Origin of the sequence: Rhizobium sp. Leaf384, assembly GCF_001424065.1 — a bacterium.
GTDB lineage: Bacteria > Pseudomonadota > Alphaproteobacteria > Rhizobiales > Rhizobiaceae > Ferranicluibacter.
The window spans coordinates 115,019-136,789 of sequence record NZ_LMQE01000010.1 but is presented as its reverse complement, the minus strand read 5'-3'; the positions used below and the strand labels follow the sequence as shown (position 1 = coordinate 136,789).

The following is a 21,771-nucleotide window of genomic DNA, read 5'->3' as shown; positions in this document are numbered from 1 at the left end:
TGCCTCTTTCATGTCTGTTCCCCCTCCTCCAGTCCGAGGCGCATCGTGACCACTGTGCCTTGCGGCGTTGCCTGTATATTAAATTGCCCCCCGAGGCTTTCAATCCGCTCGCGCAGGCCGGCAAGGCCGAGACTTTTCGGCTGCACCGCGGAGACGTCGAAGCCGGCTCCCTCGTCGGCCGTCTTTACGGTCACCGTCCGATCCGTCACGTTCAGCGTGACGCTCTGACCCTTGGCATGCGCGTGTCGATAGCCGTTGTTGAGCGTTTCCTGGACGAAACGGTAGATGCAGATGCGCATGGCCGTGGACAGAGCCGGAAGCTCGACCGGCGTTTCGTCGACCAGCGCCACCCGCGCACCGGTGCGCTGGCGGTAGGCGCGCACAGCGCGTTCGACGATGTCCCGGACGCCGAGCGCCTCGATATCGGGAAGGACGAGGCCCGTGCAGATGCTGCGGATCTCGCGCATGGCCTCGTCGAGACTGTCCTTGATCGCGGTGATCTCTTGCTCCCGTCTCGCGCGCGAAACCGAGGGATCGAGCAAGACCTCGCTGTCGATCCGCAGGCCGGCAAACGCCACCAGTTGCGCCGGCCCGTCGTGCAGGTCCGCTCCGACGCGGCGCAGGAAGTTCTCGTTGAGCGCGGCAGTGCGCTGCGAGGCGCGTTGCACGCGCGCGCTGAGCGCCTTGTTTTCGGAGAGAAGCGAGGAGAGCTCCGCAATGCGGCCGGCAAGCGCCACACGCTGCCGCTCGATCGTCCGGTTGCCGCGAAACACGATCAGCGAGAGCACGCTGAAGAACAGCAGGGTCACCAGGATGACCGCCGCCCAGGTGGAGAGGCGAGCCGTGCGAAGATCGTTCTCGAACTCGTTCGACACCTCGTAGAACTCGAGAACGGCAACGATTTCGCCCGACCAGGGCTGAAGAACGGGATTGTAGATCTCCAGGAGCCGCTTCCCCGTCGCCCTCTCCGTCGTGCTTTCCGGGTCGTCGGCATGATCGAACCGCGCGACGATCCCACCCGAGAAGGCGCGCTGCAAATCGGCGTTCGGCTCGAACCGGCGGCCCATCAGCGCCTTGTCATTGGCATAAAGGACGGTCCCGTCCTTCCGCCAGAGCCGGAACGAGATCAGCCGCTGGCCAAGTGCGCCCTGGCTCAGGGTCTCGTCGAGCGCCCGCTCCACGGTCTCGTCAAGAGCCGCGGCCGTCTTCAGATCGGGAAGGATCGGCGCAATGATGCTGTCGACATACAGCGCGGTTGCCGCTGCCGAATTGCGCGTCACCGTCGCCTCGATCAGATTGGTGACGAAGGCGCCCACGAGCACGATCGCAACGAGCGCGACCGCCCCCCCGGCGATGAAGAACTGATGCGCAAGGGACAGCGCATTCCAGCGGCCGGTCATGGCGCGCATTCGGCTCTGGATGTGCCCTTCAATGGGTCGGCGCATGGATCCTCGACGTCGGCTGCCAGCCGCCAATATGTCAGTGTGCGATTACATGGAAGGCGCCTACCGCAAGGCAAGAGCGCCATCGCCAGAGACCTTTGCCAGAGATTCCCGTTCTCCCTGCTCATCGTGCGACCAAAGTCGGAGGTCGCATGGCAAAAGTCTGAGCGGCGGAACGGGCCGGCGCGAACCGGGTTGAGGGGCATCGCAACGATCCGAAAGGTGGAACCCATGAAACATCTTCTCATTGCAACAACCGCACTCATCGCCCTTGCCGGCACGGCCGTGGCCCAGGAGGGAACCGTCACCGGCGCTGCCGGCGGCGCGGTTACGGGGGCTGTCGTCGGTGGTCCTGTCGGTGCCGTCGTGGGCGGGGCCGTCGGCGCCATCGCCGGTACGGCCATCGATCCGCCGCCGGCGCGCGTCGTGCAGTATGTCGAAAGCCAGCCTCTGCCCGAAAAGCGCATCAGCATCGAGCAGGATGTGGCCGTCGGCAAGCCGCTCCCCAGAGAGGTCGTGCTGACCCCTGTCGCCGAAGACCCGACCTATGCCTATGCCGTCGTCAACGAGCGCCGGGTCATCGTCGATCCGAACACCTACACCGTGGTTCAGGTCGTCGAATAACGGCACCTGACCGTCTCGCCGGCTGCCGCCATTGAACCCCTTGCGGGCGGCGCGTTGGCGAGCGGCGTGTCTGCGGCAGGTCGCCCCGCGTGGCGGCCTGCCGCAGACATGTTTTTCAAACACGGAGCACCCTCCGAGAAAGTGGACCTGTCATGGCCAAGGACGAGAAAAAAGACCCGTTTCAGGAAATCGAGAAGCTGCATCTCCTGCACGAGGCCCAGCTTCTGGCGCTGGTCGCCACCTTCGAGCAGACAGGCACGTTGAAGGGCGATCATTACAAGGCCAATGTGCTGGCCCTCTCCGAGACCATGAAGCGCACGCCGAACTATGGCGTCGCCGACGCATTGGTTGCGTTTTCGGGCCAGCTCGGCACCGACAAGAGCGGCGTTCAAAAGTAGCCGCGGCTGTTTCCCTGCTTGCCGGAGCGGACTGCATGGCCGGGCCCGTTCGCATTCCCTCAAGCAGCATTCTGGCGGCCGGGACGTGCGCGGCTCAGGATCTTCTCCAGCTCGCTTCGCGAGCACGGTCTGTGAAACAGGAACCCCTGAAGCTGGTCGCAGCCGACCGCCTTCAGGATGTCGTGTTGGATGACGTCCTCCACGCCCTCCGCCGTAATCGTCAGTCCCATGGCCAGGCCCAGGCTGACGATCGACCGGATCATCTTGTCGGCGTCCGGCTTCGTGGTGAGGGCACTGACGAAGGAGCGGTCGATCTTGAGCTTGTGGAAATTGAGCCGCGAGAGATAGCCGATACTCGCATAGCCGCTGCCGAAATCGTCGAGTGCAAACCGGAACCCGGCCAGCCGCAGGATCTCGACCTGCGCGAGAAACAGGGCCGTGTCGTTGGCCATCGCGGTTTCCGTGATCTCGAACTCGATCTTGTCCGGCGAGACACCCATTTCCCGCGTGAGCGTCAGGACCGTCTCGGCGAAATCCGGGTTCGCAAACTGCAGGACCGAGAGATTGATCGAGGTGGTGACGTCGGGCCAGGCCCGGGCGTCCGTCAGGGCGTTTCTCAAAACCCAGTCGCCAAGCTCTCCCATCAGGCCGTTCTTTTCCGCCATCGGCACGAAGACCTCGGGCGAAACAAGGCCATGGTCGCCATGCTCCCAGCGCAGGAGCGCCTCGACGCCGGTGACCGTCTTGCCGTCGATGCACATCAAGGGCTGGTAGTTGAGAGACAGGCCGTTCGTCTCGATGGCGACTTTCAGGTCGCGTGCCATCGCCTGGTCGTGCAGGAACATCTGGTCGAGATAGGGGTCGAACGACCGCGCGATCCCGCGCCCGGCATCCTTGGCGACATACAGCGCGACATCAGCCTGGCGCATGAGCTCCGGCAGATCGGTCTCCGCCTCGTCGCTTTCGCGGGAATAGCCGATGGAGAAATGAACCGGCAGATGATGCGCACCCGTGACGAATGGCGCCTGCGCCGCCGCAAGGACGCGGTCCAGCACCGGTTCGAGGCGTGTCGTCTCGCAGACGACGGCAAATTCATCCCCGCCGAGGCGCGCGACGAAGCCGTCGTCGAGGACCGCAGCCGACAGGCGCCGCGCGACCTCGCAGATCAGCAGGTCGCCGATACCATGACCATGGGTGTCATTGACCCACTTGAAACGGTCGAGATCTAGATACAGCAGCGCGATCCTTGCGCCGGTCGCCGTTGCACGGATGCGGGCACTGTCGAATTGCTCCTGAAGGCCGGTGCGGTTCAGAAGGTTCGTCAGCGGGTCGCGGCGGGCGGCCCGATGGGCGGATGCTTCGCTGGCCTGCAACGCCTTGTTGAGTTCCTCCAGCGCCTCGACCTGAGCCGCGAGTTCCGTCGCGATCCGGCTGTCGCTGGTCCAGCGGTTGACGAGCGTCGTCGCCATCTGCCGCACCTCGTCCGCATCGAAGGGTTTGACGAGATAGAACAGCCGGTCGAGCGTTCCCACCATGCCGGCAATTTCGGCCGGGCGGTGGTCGGAATAGCCGGTGACGATCACGATGTTGATCACGGGCTCGATCGCGCGGATCTGCCGCGCCGCCTCGACGCCGTCGATCCCGGGCGGCATGCGCACATCGAGAAACACCACGCCGAAAGGCTGGCCGGCGGCCTTTGCCGCGCGCACCGCCTCGACCGCTTCCTCGCCCTGACGGCAGGTGACGATCTCGTCGATCACGCCGACCGCGGCCGCAGGCGCGTCGCCGAAGAGATCGGCGGCCAGGGCGTCGTAGTCGCTGGCGGCCGCGTCTGCTGCGGGCGCGAGCAGGTCAGAAAAGATCCGCCGGTAGGCGTCGAGAATACCCGCTTCGTCGTCGCAGATCAGGATCCGGCGTTTTTCCTGGGTCGGTATCGTCATGCTGCGTCTCGTCTTGAAAGTGCCGCAGGAAGGACGATCCGGAACGTGGCCCCCTGTTGCGGCCCGTTGCTTTCGACCGACAGGCGGCCGCCCATGGCATTGACGGCATTGGCGCACCAGTGGAGGCCGACGCCACGCTTGCCGCCCGTCTTCGTCGAGAATCCCTTCTCGAACAGCCGATCCCGGTTTTCCCCGTCGATGCCGACGCCGTCATCGGTGACGGTCAGCTCGACGGTTTCCGTGCCCGCGGCGTCGCTGACCGGCCGCACGCCAATCCGCACCGTGCCCGTACCCCTGTCCGACGCCTCGATCGCCTCGGCCGCATTGACGATCAGGTTTCCGAAGACCTGTTCGAGCGGAACGCGATGACCGAGGACCGCGAGGGACTGCAGGTCGCTAAGATCCACCGAGATGCCGCTGCGCCGTTCGATCAGCGGCATGGCGTTGCGCACCGAGGCGGCGACGTCCACCGCGTCCAGCACGCGCTCCCGCTGGGCCGCGCGGTCCTGATCCTTGAGAATGTCGTCGACATGGCGGAGCATGGCGACCAGCGAGCCGACTTCCTCCTGCCGTGCCCGGTCATCGTCCATCAGTCGCGCCGACGACAAGGCGACGAACTGCTGCAGCTTGGCGGCACGGTCGGGTGCGAGCCCCTGCTCACCAAGCTGGTCGAGCGCCTTGCTCAGGTTCTGCTTCCAGGGTGCGGCGTTCGCCTTCGCCAGCCCCCAGGCGACGACCGAGATCGGGCTGAGCGCATTGCGCACGTTGTGCAGAAGGCCGGCGGCCTCGTCGGCGGCGCCGTGGTCATAGTCCTGCCGCCGCAGCTTGGCCCTGAGGTCGTCGAGCTGGCGCGCCATGGCATTGAAGGTGATAACGGTTTCGCTCAACTCGTCGCCCTTGCCGTCCTCCCGCATCGGATCGAGATGTCCGGTCGCGGCGACCGACAGGAGGTGCGCGCGCAGCGTCTCGATGCGACGGATCACGATGGTCCGCAGAATCACGCCGAGCACGAGCGAGAGGACCGTGGCGCCGGCGAGCAGGAGCAGCAGTGTCGTGAGGATCGTCTTCTCGCCGACGGCCGTGATGTCGCGCGGCGTATGCGACCGGATCATCGCCAACGCCCGGCCGTCCGGACCGAGCAGGGGATCGATCTTGTCGACCGTCCGGTCGCTTTCGGCCATCGGCCGCGTCGGGAAGGCTGACGTTGCCACGAGATCGAAGTCGACGCGGGTCGCCGCGCGGATCGCGTCCATATCGAGAAGCCGGCCAAGGATGAGCGTTCCGGCACGAGCGCCTGTCCTGTCGGAGCGCAGGATCGGCGAATAGCCGATGACGGCGAGGCCTTCCGCCGTCTGCATCAGGGACGAGCGGATGGCCACGCCTTCGGGCTCGGACAGGAGCGGGCTGCCCTGCGGCACGCGGTCCGCCGACAGGAGCTTCACCGGTCGCGGCTCCTCCGCGTCGTCGGCATAGCCGCTGTCGAGGACCACGCGTCCCTCGGTGTCGATCGCAACGAAGAAAGTGACGCCCAGCGTCTTCAGCGACTCCGCCGTGACGTTCTTGTCCTGATAGTCGGGCCCCTCGCCCTGCATGAAGGCATAGGTGTCGTCCCAGATGGCATAGTCGCCGGCACTGTTGGCGACCTGATCCTTCTGCAGCTGGATGGCTTCCAGCACGCGGGTCTGGTTTCGCTCGGCCGACTGTTCCTCGAGGGCGGAGAAGCTCGGCAGCACCGCAAGCCGCAAGGTCGCGAAGTTGAGAACCGCGGAAACGGCGACGACGCCGAGCAGCGCAACGTTCAATTTGGTGACAAGACGCATGAAAGATCCCTTTGGGGCATCCTTACATCGTCTTCGTAAAGCCGCGGTTGCGGATGGTGGTTAACATCCGTCTTCGTTTCGACCACGCCTTCCGGCGCCGCCAGAATTTCCAGACTCGCTTACGGACGAATCTTGGCCCGGCGCCGTTCCCGCCTTCCCCTTTTCCCTTTCACGCCACACGTCAGACTTAAGTCCGATGCGCCGGCGCATGGCTTGGACTGAAGTCCCGAGCCGGAACCAAGAGGTGATGCAGAGCCTTTCCGTCTCGAACCACACGACAAGACGCTTCGAAACACCACAAGGACCAGAACCATGAAAACCGCTCTTCTTATTCCTTTCGCCGTGATGTCGCTGGGCTTCGGCACGGCTGCCTATGCCGATGGTAACGGCACCGTGACCGGCCTTGCCGGCGGTGCGGCAACGGGTGCCGTCGTCGGCGGCCCGGTCGGCGCCGTCGTGGGTGGCGCCGTCGGCGCGATTGCCGGAACGGCGATCGATCCGCCGCCGGCACGCGTCGTCACCTATGTCCGCGAGCAGCCCATGCCGACGCAGCGCGTCGTCGTCGATGAGCCGATCGTCGTGGGCAAGCGCGTGCCGCAGACGGTCGTTCTCACCCCGATTCCCGAAGATCCGTCCTATTCCTACGCCATCGTCGACCAGCAGCGCCTGATCGTCGACCCGCAGACCGGACAGGTCGTCCAGATCGTTCAGTAAGTCTGTAATGACCAATTCAGAAGGGGCCTCTCGCAAGAGAGGTCCCTTTTTTCGTTTTTCGCCGGGAGCATCTGAATATGTGCGGCTTGCCGATCACTTGGCGATGCCGATCACTTGGCGTTGCTGGTCACTTGGCGATGCTGGTCAGGCCTTCAGGGCATCGACCACGATGCGGAAGGCCGGCGAGTTCTGTCGGCGGCTCGGATAGTAGAGATAGTAGCCGGGGAACAGAGGGCACCAGTCGTCGAGGAGCTGGATAAGGCGACCGGCGGCGATATCCGCGGTGACGAGACTTTCCGGAACATAGGCGATGCCGTAGCCCGCAACCGCCGCATCGATCATGGCGTAGGAGGTGCTGAACGTCAGCTGTCCGTCGACACGCACCCGAACCTCCCGCCCGTCCTTCTCGAATTCCCATGCATAGAGACCGCCGGCTCGCGCCTGACGATGGTTGATGCAGATATGGCCGACCAGCTCTTGCGGCGTTCGCGGCGTCTCTCGCGTCGCCAGATAGTCCGGGGATGCGACGGCGACCAGCCGCCAATCCGGGCCGATGCGAACCGCGATCATGTCCTTGTCGACGCTTTCGCCGAGCCGGACACCGGCATCGAACTTCTCCTCGACGATGTTGCGAAATCCGTTGTCGCTGTTCAGCTCGACCTTGATGTCAGGGTACCGGTGCAGAAGCGGGCGAAGCTTGGGCCAGACGATGCTTTCCTGGGCATAATCCGACAGCGTGATCCGCACTGAGCCCACCGGCTTGTCGCGGATCTCCATCAGCTGGTCGATCTCGGTCTCGAGCTCCTCGATGCGCGGCGCCAGCGAACGGATCAGGCGCTCGCCCGCCTCGGTCGGAACGACGCTGCGCGTCGTCCGCGTCAGAAGGCGCAGGCCCATCCGCGCTTCCAGCTTCTTGATCGTATGGCTGATGGTCGATTGCGACGTGCCGAGCTTCGCCGCCGCCTTGGTAAAGCTGCGCTCCTCCGCGACGGCGAGAAACCAGAGCATGTCGTTCAGATCTTCGCGCTTCATGGTTGCCCGTATCCGTTTCGCCGGTCCGCTCGCCGATTGATGTCCATCATCGATAAGTCCATGCGAATTGCAACGGCTAGTTCCCGGACTGCATTCGCCTTACCTTGGCCGCATGACACAGCAAGCCCGCACAGACGCACGCGCACCGCACGACGCCGGCCTTCCCGACGTCACGCCGGGCGACCGCTCGGAAACCGCGACGGCCGCCGGCACGACCGTGTCCACACCGGCCTGGAGCGCCGTGATTTCCATGGCCCTCTGCGTGGCCGTGCTCATCGCATCCGAATTCCTGCCGGTCAGCCTTCTCTCTCCCATCGCGACCGCGCTTGGCGTGACGGAAGGGCGGGCAGGTCAGGCGATCTCCATCTCCGGGCTGTTCGCGGTGCTGACGAGCCTGTTCGTGGCCGGCCTCACCCGCAGGCTGGACCGGCGGCTGGTGCTCGCCGCCTTCTCGCTGATGCTGGTGATCTCCGGGATGATCGTGACGTTTTCACCCAACTATCTTGTCCTCATGATCGGGCGTGCGCTTCTCGGCATCGCGATCGGCGGCTTCTGGTCGATGTCGACGGCGATCGTCATGCGCCTCGTGCCCGAGGACGGCCTGCCGCGGGGGCTGGCCATTCTGAACGCCGGGAACGCCATTGCCGCGACGGTCTCGGCGCCTCTCGGCAGCCTGCTCGAAAGCTATGTCGGGTGGCGCGGCGCCTTCTTCGCGGTGGTGCCGCTGGCGATCGTGGCGCTGGTCTGGCAGTGGCTGAAAATGCCGTCGCTGCCACCTCGGGGCATCGAGACGACGTCGGGTCCCGCCGCGTCCGCCAAAGGAACATCCAGCAGCCCCAAGACGTCGTCCAACGTGTTCCGGCTTCTTCTTCGGAGGCCGGTCGCGCTCGGCATGGCGTCGATCCTGTTCCTGTTCATGGGCCAGTTCGCGCTCTTTACCTATCTCCGCCCCTTTCTGGAGACGGTGACTGCGGTATCGATCCCCATTCTCTCGCTGCTCCTCCTCGGGATGGGCCTTGCCGGCGTAGCAGGCACCTACCTCGTCAGCACCCTCCTGCACACACGCCTGTTTTCCGTGCTGATCGCGATCCCGCTGGTCATGGCCGCCATTGCGGTGGCGCTCGTCGCGTTCGGATCCTCCGTTGCCGCGACAGCGACCCTCCTTGTCGGCTGGGGCCTGTTCGGCACCGCCGCACCCGTCGGTTGGGGCACCTGGCTGAGCCGCACCATGCCCGAGGACGCCGAAGCCGGCGGCGGATTGCAGGTGGCGACGATCCAGCTTGCCATCACGCTCGGTGCGTCCGCCGGCGGCCTGCTGTTTGACGCCCTGGGCTGGTGGGCGACCTTCCTGTTTGCCGCCGCCCTTCTGGCCGCCTCCTCCCTTCTCGCCGCAGCGGCCGGACGTTGCCAGAACGGCTGATTTCTTCCCTCTCGTCTAAGGACCCCAAACATGACGAACGACATCCCCTTCAATGACGCCCAAGCTCAGGCTGAGGCCCAGGCACAAGCTCAGGCCCAGGCATCCGGCATCGACCGCCGCAACCTCCTCAAGATCACGGGTGCCGGCATCGCCGCCCTCGGTACGGTCTCTCTTTTCGACCCCATGACCGCAAAGGCTCAGGACATGTCCAACGGTGCTTCCAACTTCTACAGCAGCGATCGGGTGACCCTTCAGAAGGTGACGTTCAAGACCCAGTACCAGACGATGGTCGCCGGCAACTTGTTCGTGCCCAACGACATGGACAGGGGCGTCAAGCACCCGGCGATCGTCGTCGGCCACCCCATGGGTGCGGTCAAGGAACAGAGCGCCAATCTCTATGCCACCAAGATGGCCGAGCAGGGCTTCGTCGCCTTGTCGCTCGACCTGCCCTTCTGGGGCGAGAGCGAGGGGCAGCCCCGCAACCTCGTTTCGCCGGAAGCCTATGCGGAAGCCTTCAGCGCCGGGGTCGATTTTCTCGGCACGCACGCCTTCGTCGATCGCGGCAATATCGGCGCGATCGGGGTCTGTGGCAGCGGCAGCTTCGTCATCAGCGCCGCCAAGATCGATCCGCGCATCAAGGCGGTCGCAACCGTCAGCATGTACGACATGGGAGCCGCCTTCCGGGATGCCCTGAACAGGTCTCAGACGGTCGAACAGCGCAAGACCTTCATCGCCACGGCGGCCGAACAACGCTGGGCAGAGGCGGACGGAGCCGATCCCCAGTATATCGGCGGCACGACGCTGGAACTGACGGCCGAGACCGATCCGATCCAGCGGGAGTTCTACGATTTCTACCGCACGCCCCGCGGCGAATTCACACCGGTCGGTGTCGACAGGGCCAGCACGACGAAGCCGAGCCTCAGCAGCAGCGTCAAGTTCATGAATTTCTACCCGTTTAACGACATCGAGACGATCTCGCCGCGGCCGATGCTGTTCATCTCGGGCGACAAGGCGCATTCGAAGGAGTTCAGCCAGAACGCGTACAACAGGGCGTCGGAGCCGAAGGAACTCGTCTGCGTCAAGGGGGCCGGCCATGTCGATCTCTACGACCGCGTGGATCTCATCCCGTTTGACAAGCTGAAGGGCTTCTTCGACCAGCATCTGGCCTGATCGGACAGGCAAAGAGCCAGGCGGCGGTCCGGCGCCGCCGGGCCCTGCCCGCTTCCCGGACTGGCCGACAACCAATGGGAAGACGAAACATGGCATGGATTGCCGGATCGACATCTGCCGCACTTCTTCTGACGCTTTTCATGGGAGGGTCCGCCATGGCGCGAGATCAGATCCGCCTGTCGTCCGACTGGGGCGACGTGACCGCCGAGCTTGCCGACAATGCCGCCGCCCGCGCGCTCGTCGCGATGTTGCCGGTGACGATCGAGATGGACGATCATCTGCGCCAGGAAAAGACTGGCGATCTGCCGACCGCCCTGCCCGAGGCTCCGCGCCAGCGCGCCTTTTCCGTCGGCATGCTCGGCCTGTGGAGCACAAGTGATTTTGTCATCTACTATCGCAACGGCAAGGTTCCGCCTCCGGGCATCGTCGTTCTGGGGCAGGTCACCGGCGACGTCTCGATCTTCGACCGCCCGGGCAAGGTCCGGGTGACGGTAGACGCGGCGCGATAGGCCGGGGCCATGACGCAGACGAGGGCGGCTTCTGGCCGCCCTCTCTCGCTGTCGTCCGATCTGCCGAAGTGCCGGGCCTAGAAGTCTTCCCAGGTTTCGGCTGCAGCGCCGCCGCCAAGGCCCACGGCACCGGCTACCTTCGCCATCATCCGGCGCGCGGGCGAGGCGATCGGCCTGTGCTCGGCCTTTGCCAGCTGCGGCTTGTGCACGGGCGCCGCTGCCGCCGGGCCGGAACCCGCGCTTCCCAGGCGGAAGTCGGCAATGATCTCGCGCAGGCGGTTGACCTCGCCGGCGAGCGTCGCGCTTGCCGCGGTCGACTCTTCCACCATCGCCGCATTCTGCTGAGTGACCTGATCCATCTGGTTGACCGCCGTATTGACTTCGGCAAGACCAACGGACTGTTCCCGCGCGGAGGTGGCGATGGCGTCCAGCTGGGTGTTGATCGTCACCACCTGGGCCTCGATGACCTTCAGGGCCTCGCCGGTTTCCTGCACCAGCTTGACGCCCGTGCTGACCTCGGCCGATGAATTGCGGATCAGGTCCTTGATTTCCTTAGCAGCCTGGGCGGAGCGCTGAGCAAGCTCGCGAACCTCCTGGGCGACCACGGCAAACCCCTTGCCGGCTTCCCCGGCGCGGGCGGCTTCGACGCCGGCGTTCAGTGCCAGGAGGTTGGTCTGGAAGGCGATCTCGTCGATCACGCCGATGATGGAGGAGATCTGGCTCGACGATTCCTCGATGCGCTGCATCGCCGTTACAGCGCTGGCGACGACCTCGCCGGAATGGCGCGCCGAGCGGTTGGCCTCGATGGCGACGTTGCGGGCCTCTTCGGTGCGCTTGGAGGAATGCGAGACGTTGACCGTGATCTGGTCGAGGGCGGCCGCCGTCTCCTCGAGAGAGGCGGCCTGTTGCTCCGTGCGCTTGGAAAGATCGTCGGCGCTCTGGCTGATCTCGCGGGCGCCGCTGTCGATCGAGCCGGTCGCATCGGCAACCGAACGCAGGCTGTCCGACAGTTGCGAGACCGCCGCGTTGAAGTCGGAGCGCAAGGCTTCGAAATCGGCTGCGAAGGGCTGCGTTAGGCGGAAGGTCAGGTCGCCGCCCGAAAGGCTCTTGAGACCTTCGGCAAGGCCGGATGTGGCCTGCGCCATCGCCTGGGCGCGCTGGCGGTCACTTTCGGCGACGCGGGCGGCGTCCGCCTCATTTGCGGTGCGGGATGCAACGGCTTCCTGCTCCAGTTGGCGGGACCGCAGACCATTGTCCTTGAACACCTGAACCGCCTTGGCCATGCCGCCGATCTCGTCCCGGCGATCGGTGCCGCTGACCTCCGTGTTCAGATCGCCATTGGCGAGAACGTCCATCGTCTGCGAGAGATCCCTGATCGGACGGACGAGCCAAGCACGGATTGCCAGGAAGCCGGCCAGCAGGACGAGCACAAGACCGCCGAGAACCAGACCGCCCGTCGTCAGGATGGTCGTGTTGGCCTGCGCCGAGAGACTGTCGCTGGCAGCGTCGGCGCTGTCCACGAACGCGCTCGTGAGAGCGATGAAGCGCGGGGAGATCGCGACGAAGGCCGGCTGGCATTCGGTCAGGTATTTGGCCTGCGACGCGCTGATGGCGGCCTCGGTCGTTGAAAGGCGGGCGGCGTCGATCGATGCAGCGCATGTCTTGTCAATGATCGTAAGGCCGTCGACCTTCAAGGTCGCGATCTCTGGACGCTCCGGAAAGGCAGTGGCAGCCTTGTCGATGAACTTGACGAAACTTGCCTTGTTGGCTTCCATTTCCTTCGATGCGGCGTCGTTGCTCTCCGGCGTGCGCGACATCTGCAGGTCGCCGATCGAAGAGCGCATTGCCTGCAGACTGCGGTTGGCGCGTGCGAGATAGAGAGAGGCTGTCGCCTCCTTCGCCAGAAGCGCCGAATAGCCGCTATCGATGGCCGATGTCTGCCAACCCGAGTAAAGCGTGGTTCCCAGCGTGAACAGACCGAACCCGGCCATGATCATCAGAAACTTGCCGATAATAGAGATGTGTTTCACGTCTGTGTCCCCCAGAAGCCGGATATCCGATCGAGGCTGACCACAAGCAAATCATTTACCGAGGCGACCCCTGTCGCGCTATTCGGTTGTCATCGACCGAACTGCTCATCGCGACACACGCAAAAGGCGGATCATTTCGCCATTGCTCGTGTTTTAACCTTAAAAGTGATGTCTTAACGATGTCGTAAATCACTTACCAACCAGCCGGAGCGTCCATCGCTAGCTCTGCCTTCGCGCTGATAACGGATAATTAACGATCTCTTGCTGCTCCGATTGCACGACCCCCGGTTGGGATGCCGGATCCTCGCAACGACCTCTATGCGCGCACAAACCGCAGGAAATTGACCAGTTCCACCTGCCGGCGAGAGGCCAGGGTAACCTCCTCGTCCACGCCGATCTGCCACGCAAGGTCGTGTCGGCCCGGGTCCGCATTGAGCGTCTCCAGTGTCTCGGCATAGGCCTCGACGGCCGCCACGCTTTCGGCAAGCCCCTGTTCGAGCACATCCTCGGACTGGCGGCGGATGGATTGGGCGATCTCGGAAAGGTCGAGCTCCGGATGGTACTGGACGCCCCAGAAGACGCCGTTGCCGAAGCGGATCTCGGCGGCTTCCGTCGGTGTCGCCTTGGATTGCGCGAGGCGGATCGCGCCCGGCGGAAGGCGATCGACCACGCTCGAATGCATGGCCGGGGCCGTCCAGACCTGCGGCCGGTCCTGGAGCAGAGGATGGCGTCTTCCGTCCTCCGTCGGAACGATATCGCGGGCGAAGCCGACCTGCATGCCCGCATCGCGCGGCTTGCAAACCCCGCCCGCGGCGACGGCGGCAATCTGAAGCCCGGCGCAGGAACCGAAGGCAGGAACGCCAGCGGAAAACACCCGCGTCATGAAATTGGCGGCGGCGCGCGTCTCGTCCGTCTGCTTGTGCATCTGGATGGGAGACCCGGCAAAGAGAACGCCCTGGAAACGGGTGAGCGCGCCCGAGATATCGGCGCCCTCGATGCAGCAGACCGTTTCAATCACGGCGTCCGGATCGATGGTTCGAAGCGTCTCGGCATAGGTTTCATAGGAGGCGGCGCCACTGGCATTGCGGCGCTCGTTTTTCTGGTCGGCGGTTTCGCTGTCGACCACAAGAAGACGAAGAGGCAAGGAATTTCCGATCCGGTGAAGAAGATGCACTCGGTAACGCAGTGCGGCCTTCATGGTTCGCCCTGATCGGCAGGGACCCTCCGTCCGTCGGTCACGTTTGCGTCAAGCGCCCGGGCGAACCGGGACGGATCCGTCGAGGTTTGGGGCGGCATCGCGGAAGGGGCCTTGACGCGGGTCGCGGGCCTGTGCGTCTGCAGAAACGTGTGGGGAATTTCTGCGCCAAATGGCGGCTGTTTTCGGTAATGTTCTTGCGCGAAAGCCCGAAAATTCTTAGAAATCTGTCGCTTACGATGCGAGCCAAACATGGCCGCGTCCCGGGCGAAGGGCTGAGCCCTTCGTTCCCGCATGTCGAACGCACCCGTTCGATGGGAAAGCCCGAGAGATCATCACGCGCGGACCGGGAGGCCGCGCTCCAAGGAGACGGATATGACATTGAAGACAATCACCGCGGCGCTTGCCGCCACGCTGGCCTTTTCGCCGCTTGCTGCAACCGCCGCTTTTGCCGATATCACCGTCGGCCTCGTCGCCCCCCTCACCGGTCCGGTCGCCGCGATCGGCGCCCAGATCAAGAACGGCGCGGAGACCGCCGTCGAGGAGATCAACAAGAAGGGCGGCGTCAACGGGGAGAAGATCGTCCTCAAGATCGCCGATGACGCCGGCGAGCCGAAACAGGGCGTCTCCGCCGCCAACCAGCTGATCGCCGACAACATCCGCTTCGTCGTCGGCCCGGTCACCTCCGGCGTATCGATCCCCGCATCCGTGGCTTTTGCGGAAAATGGCACGCTGATGGTCACGCCGACGGCGACGTCGCCGGAGCTGACCGCGCGCGGCCTGACGACCGTCTTCCGCACCTGCGGCCGGGACGACCAGCAGGCCGACGTGGCGGCCAAATACGTCGTCGCAAACTTCAAGGACAAGAAGATCGCGATCCTCAACGACAAGGGCCAGTACGGAAAGGGTCTCGCCGACGCCTTCAAAACCTCGTTGAACGCCGCCGGCGTCACCGAAATCTTCAACGACGCGCTGACCGCCGGCGACAAGGATTTCAGCGCCCTCGTCACCCGCATGAAATCCGAAGGCGTCGAGGTCCTGTATTTCGGCGGCTATCACCCGGAGGCCGGGCTTCTGGTGCGCCAGATGAAGGATGCCGGCCTGTCCGTACAGCTGATTGCCGGCGACGGCCTGTCGAACAGCGAGTTCATCGCCACCGGTGGCGACGATGCGAACGGCACGATCTACACCAATGCCGCCGACGCCCTGAAGAGTGCCGACAGCAAGGCTGCTGCCGACGCCCTGACGGCCAAGAAGATCCCGGTCGAAGCCTTTACCCTGAACGCCTATGCCGCGGTCGAAGTCATCGCCGCCGGCATCGCCAAGGCCGGCAGCACGGATGATGCCGAAGCCGTGGCGCAAGCGCTGAAGGACGGCACCCCCATCAAGACCGCGATCGGCGCACTGACCTATGGCGAAACCGGCGACCTGACGTCGCAGAGCTTCTCGGTCTACAAGTGGGAAGCCGGAAAGACCGTCGCGGTCGAGTAAACATCGGCCTCTCAAAGCCGGATACGAAGGAGACGGGCGCCTGCGGGCGCCCGTTTGCGTTGGTGCACATGGTCCGTGAAGCGGCCGGAGGAGAGGGCCGGCTTGCGCGAGGACGCGCGAGAGAACGGGGAAGCAGGACAGGCGCGATCATTAAACCCGCGATTAGGTTCACTTCTTCCCGCGTTGTTCATTCTTTCTTTCCGGTTTTTCTAATACACAGGTTGGGTACGGTCGGTCTGCTCGTTCCTCCCGTCCGACGTCCGATCGCACATCTGAAGCTGCCCATCCGACAATGCCCATTGCCTGCCCGCAGCCCTCCCCCCGCGGCAGGCCACACATCGAGAGCCGTGATGTCTTCCTTCAACAATCTGCGTATTCTCACCAAGATCGCCGCGACCCTCTTCATGCTGATCCTGATTGCCATGGGCGTCAGCTATTCCAGCTACGGATCCCTCTCCAAGCTCGAGCAGACGGCCGCGATGACGGACCACACCTACAAGGTCATCAACGCCCTCAACGGTATCGCCGCCAGCATGGTCGATCAGGAGACCGGCATTCGCGGCTACCTCGTTTCCACGAACGACGCCTTTCTGGCGCCCCAGAAGGCCGGTCTGGAGGCCTATGCGTCCGATCTGAAGAACGTTCGTACGCTGACCTCGGACAATCCGGCGCAGCAGAAGCGCCTCGATACGCTCGAGCGCTTCGTCGCGGAGTGGCACGCAAAGGTGGCCACGCCCGAGATTGCCTTGATGGCGAACGCGGCAACCCGGGATCAGGCGCGGGCGATCGAAACCAGCGGTGCCGGAAAGGCGTCCATGGACGGCATCCGCGCGACCATCGCGGAGATGATCGGCGTCGAGGCCGGGCTGCTCGGCACGCGCGCCGAGGCTGCCGCTGCTGCCGCCGCGTCCGGTCGCTTCAACAACATCGCGGGCGGCATCGGCATGTTCGCCGTTTCCCTGCTCGCGCTGATTGTCCTCAATCTCGGTCTCGTCCGCCCCGTGCGGGGCATCAACGATGCCATGCGCGACCTGGCTGCAGGGCGCATCGATCTGACGATTCCCGGCTCTGGCCGTGCCGATGAAGTCGGCGAGATGGCCGGCGCCGTCGAGGTCTTCCGTCAGGCCGCCATCGTCAACAGGAAGCTGGAGAACGAGGCGGAAGCCGCTCGCCGGCAGGCCGAAGCCGACCGGATCCGTCTGACGGCGGAAGCGGAGGCCGCGGCCCAGCAGCGGCTGAACGAAGCGACGTCGGGCCTTGCGAGCGGCCTGAAGCGCCTGGCCGCCGGCGATCTCACCTTCCAGCTGGACGAACCCTTTTCGCCGGACTTCGAGGCCCTGCGCCACGATCTGAACAATGCCGTCCGCCAGCTCGGCGAGACCCTCCGCTCCGTGGCGCAGGCGGCCGGCTCCATCGACGGCGGATCGCAGGAGATCAGCCGCGGCGCCGACGATCTGTCCAAGCGGACCGAACAGCAGGCGGCGTCCCTCGAGGAAACGGCTGCAGCGCTCGACCAGATCACGGCCAATGTCTCGAATTCCTCCAAGCGCGCCGATGAAGCCCGCGCGGTCGCCGTACAGGCCAATGCCAGCGCCAGCCAGTCCGGCCAGGTGGTCGCCCAGGCCGTCGAGGCGATGGGCAAGATCGAGGCCTCCTCGAACGAGGTGTCCAACATCATCGGCGTCATCGACGAGATTGCGTTCCAGACCAACCTGCTGGCGCTGAACGCCGGCGTCGAGGCGGCGCGCGCCGGGGATGCCGGCAAGGGCTTTGCCGTCGTGGCGCAGGAGGTCCGGGAACTGGCACAACGCTCGGCAAAGGCTGCCAAGGAGATCAAGGAACTCATCCGGAACTCCTCCGTCGAGGTTCAGAACGGCGTGCAGCTCGTCAGCGAGACCGGCAAGGCTCTGCAGACGATCGAGGGCTACATCGTCACCATCAACGCCCACATGGACTCGATCGCCACCTCTGCGCGCGAGCAGTCGATCGGCCTCAGCGAGGTCAACATCGCCGTCAACCAGATGGACCAGGTGACCCAGCAGAACGCCGCCATGGTGGAGGAAACGAGTGCGGCCGGCATGACGCTCGCCAGCGAGAGCAGCACGCTTCGCCACCTCATCGGCCAGTTCGCCCTCGGCGCCGCCGGATCGCCGGCCCAGGCCCTGCGCCAGACGGCCGCCAGCATGAGAGCCGCAAGCGCGCCGCAGCGCGCGCCTGCGCCAACGCAGTCCCGCCCGCGGAGAGCCGCAGGGGCATCGGCCGGCAAGGCCGCCACAAACGATGGATGGAAGGAATTCTGATGCGTGACACGACAACCAACGGCATGCTCGAAATCATTGCGTTCCGGCTCCACGAGCAGGAATTCTGCGTCCGCACGGTGACCATCCGCGAAATCCGCGGCTGGGCACCGGCAACGCCTATTCCCCAGGCGCCACCCGAGGTTCTCGGTGTCATGAACCTGCGCGGCACGGTCATTCCGGTCATCAACCTCGCCCTCAAGCTGGGCATGCGGGGTGCCGAGCCCACCGAGCGCAGCGCCATCGTCGTCACCGAGGTGCACGGCATGGCCATGGGGCTGCTCGTCGACCGGGTCTCCGATATCCTCATGGTTCCGGCCGATCTTCTCCAGCCGGTTCCCGACGTCACCACCTCGGCAGCGACGGCCTATTCCGACGGCATCATCGTGCAGCCCACGGGCATGATCTGCTTCCTGAACCTCGAACGCATGTTCAACAGGAGCGAGACCGAGATGATGGCGGCGGCCTAGAGCCGGCCGTCTGCGTCGAAGCGATCTTTGCATCCGGAGGCCGCCGCTGTAGAAGACGGCATCATCGGCATGGAGGCATTCGCTTGAGCAAAGACTGGAACAAGGCTGTGTCGCTAGCGCTGGAAGGACCCGGCGCGTTCACCACCATCCGCAACAACCAGGAAGCCTCCTGGGCCCTGATCGAAGACTGGCCGTTGGAAGACGGCCCGGCGCTCGACGCCGCGCTCCTGGCGCTCGAAGCGGCCATGAAGGGCAAGACGTCGGCGGAAGCCGCCCGGCTGTCCTTCATCGCGGCGGCACACGAGGCGGGGCTCGAGATCAGGGACTAGTCGCGGACAGGGGCCCGCATCCGGCACAGAAAGTCGGCGACGTCCACCGCGAGAGAAGCCCGCGGCGGACGGTTCGCCGTCTTACATCGGCGGCTGGACGCCATTGGTGCCGACGACGACGCGGCTGCTGGAGATGGTGCCGTCGGCCGCCTTTTCGGACGGCACGAACACAGTTGCGCCGGCCTTCAGGTCCGCCTTCACGGCCGGCGCGAAGGTCACGACCGGCGTGCCTGCGGGAATGGCGATCTTCTTTTCCTTACCCTTGTAGGTCACCGTCACCGTCTGGCCGTCGACCGATTTCACGGCATTGGCGACGGTGGCATTGGTCATGGAGCTGTTGGGCTTCAGATCCCAGGCATAGCTGCCCTCGCCGGTGCCCTTCATCGCCGCCGGGAAGATCAGCACCTCGAGCGCGCCGTCGCCGCCCTCGGCCGTCGGCAACGATGCGATACCGACGAAATCGCCGGTCTTGATGTCGTCGATCGAAGCCTTGGCGACGCTTGAAACCGCCCAGCCGTCCTTCAGCAGGATCTTCGCCTCGGCGCCTTCCCGCGTCTTCACGGACAACGTGTTGCCCTCAAGGCTTTCGACGGTGCCGCGTACACGCATGGCATCGGCCGCCTGGACCGCCGTGCCGATCATGGCCGACATGAGGGCGCCGGTCAGGGCCGCGACGCCGGTTTTCGAGAGATAGGACATGTGTCATTCCTTGTTCATCCCCTGTCGTCATGTCCGGCGGATGCGGGGTGGTATCCGCCGGTTTCGCAAGGTCGGTCTTCAACGCTCAAAGGCCCGAAGACCGCCTGCAAATCGTCAGATCCCGGCGTACCACTCGTAGCCGCGATCCTCCCAGAAGCCGCCATTCCCGCCATAGAACGTGGCGAGGTCGGCGACGGCCTCGATCCGCATGAGATATTTCGCCTGCTTGTAGCCGAGCTGCCGCTCGACCCTGAGCCGCAGCGGCGCGCCGTGCGGCACTTCGAGGTCGCGGCCGTTCATGGCGTAGGCGAGGATGGTCTGTGGGTGGAAGGCGTCGACGAGGTCGATGCTCTCATAGTACCAGCCGCTGCCGTCGAGCGTCTTTTCGTACTCGTCGGCGCAGTGAAAGACGATGTAGCGCGCCTCCTTCTTCAAGCCGGCCGTCTTCAGCAGGCTGCCGAGCGGCACCCCGGTCCACTGGCCGATGGCGCTCCAGCCTTCCACGCAATCGTGACGCGTGATCTGCGTGCGCGACGGCATCGCCTTCAGGGCGGCCAGCGACAGGCTGGTCGGGCGCTCGACCAGGCCGCCGATCTGCAGCTGCCACCGGGCGAAGCGGCCGGCAAGCAGGTCCTGGTACTCGGCCCCGTCCGGCATGGTGGTGCCATTGGCGCGGAAGGTCGGCGAGAGATCGCCGGCGCCGAACTCCCGGGCAAGCGCGGTGTCGCCGATCAGGAAACGCTGCGTCCCCATGGTCAGGCGCTCGGCCATCCGGATGACGGACTGGACATTGCCGTTCTCTGCAAGCGCGTCGCAGCCGGTGAGGCCGAGTGCCGACGCGGTCAGCGTCGAGCCGATGAGAAAGTTGCGGCGGGTCAGGAGGCTTGTCATGGCGCGATCTCCGATGGGCTGGCAAGCGGTGCTTCCGTGCGGATCGCATAGCGGCCCGTGATCATGGAGCGCATGTTGTTGAAGAGGCCGGAGGCAAGCACCATCGCCACGTGCACCACGACGAAGGCGACGAGCGACGTGGCGAAGACGAAGTGCAGCGTACGGGCGGACTGCCGGCCGCCGAAGAGATCGAGGAGCCAGGGGGCGACTGCATTGAAGCCGGGCGACATGGTCAGCCCCGTCAGGATCATGCCCGGAAGCATGAGAAAAATGACCAAGAGATAGGTGATCTTCTGCAGGGCGTTGTAATGTCTTGCCTTTTCGCCTTTGGGAAACCGCAGCCGCGCATGATCGGCAATCTCGTGGCCGAGATGGGCCGGCGTCAGCTCGGATCTGGTCGGCACAAGGTCGCGCCGGAAATGCCGCGACAAGATGCCATAGGCGAGATAGACGAGGCCGTTGAGCACGAAGGCCCAGGCAAAGAAGAAATGCCAGCGACGGCCGGTGGCGAGATCCTGGTAGCTGGGCAGCGTGATCCAGGCAGGGAAGCCGCGCACGGTGGGTTCGCCGTCCACGCTGGACACGCCGAGCACGCCGGTGGTGTTGAGCGAGAAACCGCCGATGCGCGTGACGCCCTTGAGAACGCCATCGCTGTCGACGGCGTCGAGCGACAGCACCGACGGGTCGTTATCGGCACCGTACTGCCCCCAATAGAGATGGGGGTGTGCGTTGAAGATCTGCAATCCGCTGAAGAGAAGCACTGTCATCGCCAGCACGTTCAGCCAGTGCGACAACCGCACGGTCAGGCTGTGACGGCGGATCAGCGTCTGCTGGCCGGATGTCGTGGAAGATGAGCCGAACATGACGTTCCCTCCGAGGTCGGCAATGTCTGTGAGACTGTCCGGTCCGCCCCGCATGCCGGAAGGCGGACGCGTCGTTCCCCGGCTCTGGTGCGTGTACGCGCCGGGGAACGACCAAGATCACCGCGACGGCGAAGCCTACATCGCGTCGCAGCCCTTCATCATGTCGGCCTTCTTCATGCTGTCCTTTTCCATGCCGGCCTTGTGCGTGCAGTCGGCCTTGGTGCCCTTCATCGCATCGTGCTGCATGGCGTCGTGCTTCATGGCATCGGGCTTCATCGGGTCGGCCTTCATCGTGTCCGTCTGCATGGCATCCGGCTTCTTCATGGCATCCGTGCTGGTCTGGGCCTGCGCTGCGCCAATCGAAAGGGCGAGACCGAGGATGGTGGCGGCGATGATGCGATGGGTCATGATGGTTCTCCTGGCTGGTGTGCCGGACG

The 21,771-nt window shown here is 64.8% G+C and carries 20 protein-coding genes; 10 read left to right on the top strand and 10 right to left on the bottom strand.

What is annotated here, in order from left to right:
• Positions 1–8 precede the first annotated feature (8 nt).
• Positions 9–1,445: a sensor histidine kinase gene (locus tag ASG25_RS21325; RefSeq protein ID WP_244479476.1), complete on the bottom strand. Its 1,437-nt coding sequence runs from the start codon at positions 1,443–1,445 to the stop codon at positions 9–11.
• 228 nt (positions 1,446–1,673) lie between these two features.
• Here ASG25_RS21325 and ASG25_RS21320 point away from each other — a divergent pair, with 228 nt between their 5' ends.
• A complete protein-coding gene (locus ASG25_RS21320; protein WP_062479231.1) occupies positions 1,674–2,066 on the top strand; it encodes a DUF1236 domain-containing protein in 393 nt (130 codons plus the stop codon).
• Positions 2,067–2,218: 152 nt separating this feature from the next.
• Entirely contained in the window at positions 2,219–2,464 is a 246-nt protein-coding gene (locus ASG25_RS21315) for a hypothetical protein (RefSeq protein ID WP_062479228.1), read from the top strand.
• 59 nt (positions 2,465–2,523) lie between these two features.
• On the opposite strand, the gene ASG25_RS21310 is transcribed toward ASG25_RS21315, so the two are convergent.
• Complete coding sequence (locus tag ASG25_RS21310) at positions 2,524–4,404, bottom strand: EAL domain-containing protein (RefSeq protein ID WP_062479225.1); 1,881 nt, start codon at positions 4,402–4,404, stop codon at positions 2,524–2,526.
• A complete protein-coding gene (locus ASG25_RS21305; protein ID WP_062479223.1) occupies positions 4,401–6,224 on the bottom strand; it encodes a CHASE4 domain-containing protein in 1,824 nt (607 codons plus the stop codon). The genes ASG25_RS21310 and ASG25_RS21305 overlap by 4 nt, the downstream gene beginning before the upstream one ends.
• Positions 6,225–6,536: 312 nt before the next feature.
• Here ASG25_RS21305 and ASG25_RS21300 point away from each other — a divergent pair, with 312 nt between their 5' ends.
• Positions 6,537–6,938 carry a DUF1236 domain-containing protein gene (locus ASG25_RS21300; protein WP_062479220.1) on the top strand — a complete coding sequence of 134 codons (402 nt, stop codon included), beginning with the start codon at positions 6,537–6,539 and terminating at the stop codon, positions 6,936–6,938.
• A gap of 144 nt (positions 6,939–7,082) precedes the next feature.
• On the opposite strand, the gene ASG25_RS21295 is transcribed toward ASG25_RS21300, so the two are convergent.
• On the bottom strand, positions 7,083–7,970 hold the full coding sequence (locus tag ASG25_RS21295; RefSeq protein ID WP_062479217.1) for a LysR family transcriptional regulator: 888 nt from the start codon (positions 7,968–7,970) through the stop codon (positions 7,083–7,085).
• A gap of 250 nt (positions 7,971–8,220) precedes the next feature.
• Between ASG25_RS21295 and ASG25_RS21290 the strand changes: the two genes are divergently transcribed.
• The 3 genes from ASG25_RS21290 (at position 8,221) to ASG25_RS21280 (ending at position 11,069) form a co-directional block, all read left to right on the top strand.
• On the top strand, positions 8,221–9,390 hold the full coding sequence (locus ASG25_RS21290; protein ID WP_082480487.1) for an MFS transporter: 1,170 nt from the start codon (positions 8,221–8,223) through the stop codon (positions 9,388–9,390).
• A gap of 30 nt (positions 9,391–9,420) precedes the next feature.
• A complete protein-coding gene (locus ASG25_RS21285; protein WP_062479214.1) occupies positions 9,421–10,560 on the top strand; it encodes an alpha/beta hydrolase in 1,140 nt (379 codons plus the stop codon).
• An 89-nt stretch (positions 10,561–10,649) separates the two neighbouring features.
• The gene (locus tag ASG25_RS21280) at positions 10,650–11,069 is read left to right on the top strand and encodes a cyclophilin-like fold protein (protein ID WP_244479475.1); all 420 of its coding nucleotides are present in this window, start codon (positions 10,650–10,652) and stop codon (positions 11,067–11,069) included.
• A 77-nt stretch (positions 11,070–11,146) separates the two neighbouring features.
• Here the strand turns inward: ASG25_RS21280 and ASG25_RS21275 are convergent, their stop codons facing one another.
• Entirely contained in the window at positions 11,147–13,099 is a 1,953-nt protein-coding gene (locus ASG25_RS21275; RefSeq protein WP_062479211.1) for a methyl-accepting chemotaxis protein, read from the bottom strand.
• Between the two features lie 316 nt (positions 13,100–13,415).
• A complete protein-coding gene (locus tag ASG25_RS21270; RefSeq protein ID WP_062479278.1) occupies positions 13,416–14,243 on the bottom strand; it encodes a gamma-glutamyl-gamma-aminobutyrate hydrolase family protein in 828 nt (275 codons plus the stop codon).
• Positions 14,244–14,669: 426 nt separating this feature from the next.
• On the opposite strand from ASG25_RS21270, the gene ASG25_RS21265 reads away from it, so the two are divergent.
• The 4 genes from ASG25_RS21265 (at position 14,670) to ASG25_RS21250 (ending at position 18,881) form a co-directional block, all read left to right on the top strand.
• On the top strand, positions 14,670–15,785 hold the full coding sequence (locus ASG25_RS21265; RefSeq protein WP_062479207.1) for a branched-chain amino acid ABC transporter substrate-binding protein: 1,116 nt from the start codon (positions 14,670–14,672) through the stop codon (positions 15,783–15,785).
• A gap of 350 nt (positions 15,786–16,135) precedes the next feature.
• Positions 16,136–18,085, top strand: a complete 1,950-nt coding sequence (locus ASG25_RS21260) for a methyl-accepting chemotaxis protein (protein ID WP_062479205.1) — start codon at positions 16,136–16,138, stop codon at positions 18,083–18,085.
• Positions 18,085–18,552, top strand: coding sequence for a chemotaxis protein CheW (locus ASG25_RS21255; protein ID WP_162241396.1), 468 nt, complete (start codon positions 18,085–18,087; stop codon positions 18,550–18,552). Before ASG25_RS21260 ends, ASG25_RS21255 begins: the two co-directional genes overlap by 1 nt.
• Before the next feature lie 83 nt (positions 18,553–18,635).
• A complete protein-coding gene (locus ASG25_RS21250; protein WP_062479199.1) occupies positions 18,636–18,881 on the top strand; it encodes a DUF982 domain-containing protein in 246 nt (81 codons plus the stop codon).
• Between the two features lie 81 nt (positions 18,882–18,962).
• Here the strand turns inward: ASG25_RS21250 and ASG25_RS21245 are convergent, their stop codons facing one another.
• From ASG25_RS21245 to ASG25_RS21230, 4 genes are all read right to left on the bottom strand, one after another.
• Entirely contained in the window at positions 18,963–19,580 is a 618-nt protein-coding gene (locus ASG25_RS21245; protein ID WP_062479196.1) for a hypothetical protein, read from the bottom strand.
• 114 nt (positions 19,581–19,694) lie between these two features.
• The gene (locus tag ASG25_RS21240) at positions 19,695–20,471 is read right to left on the bottom strand and encodes a molybdopterin-binding protein (protein WP_062479193.1); all 777 of its coding nucleotides are present in this window, start codon (positions 20,469–20,471) and stop codon (positions 19,695–19,697) included.
• Entirely contained in the window at positions 20,468–21,334 is an 867-nt protein-coding gene (locus tag ASG25_RS21235) for a cytochrome b/b6 domain-containing protein (RefSeq protein ID WP_062479275.1), read from the bottom strand. Before ASG25_RS21235 ends, ASG25_RS21240 begins: the two co-directional genes overlap by 4 nt.
• A gap of 135 nt (positions 21,335–21,469) precedes the next feature.
• Positions 21,470–21,742: a pentapeptide MXKDX repeat protein gene (locus ASG25_RS21230; RefSeq protein WP_062479190.1), complete on the bottom strand. Its 273-nt coding sequence runs from the start codon at positions 21,740–21,742 to the stop codon at positions 21,470–21,472.
• Positions 21,743–21,771: the final 29 nt, after the last annotated feature.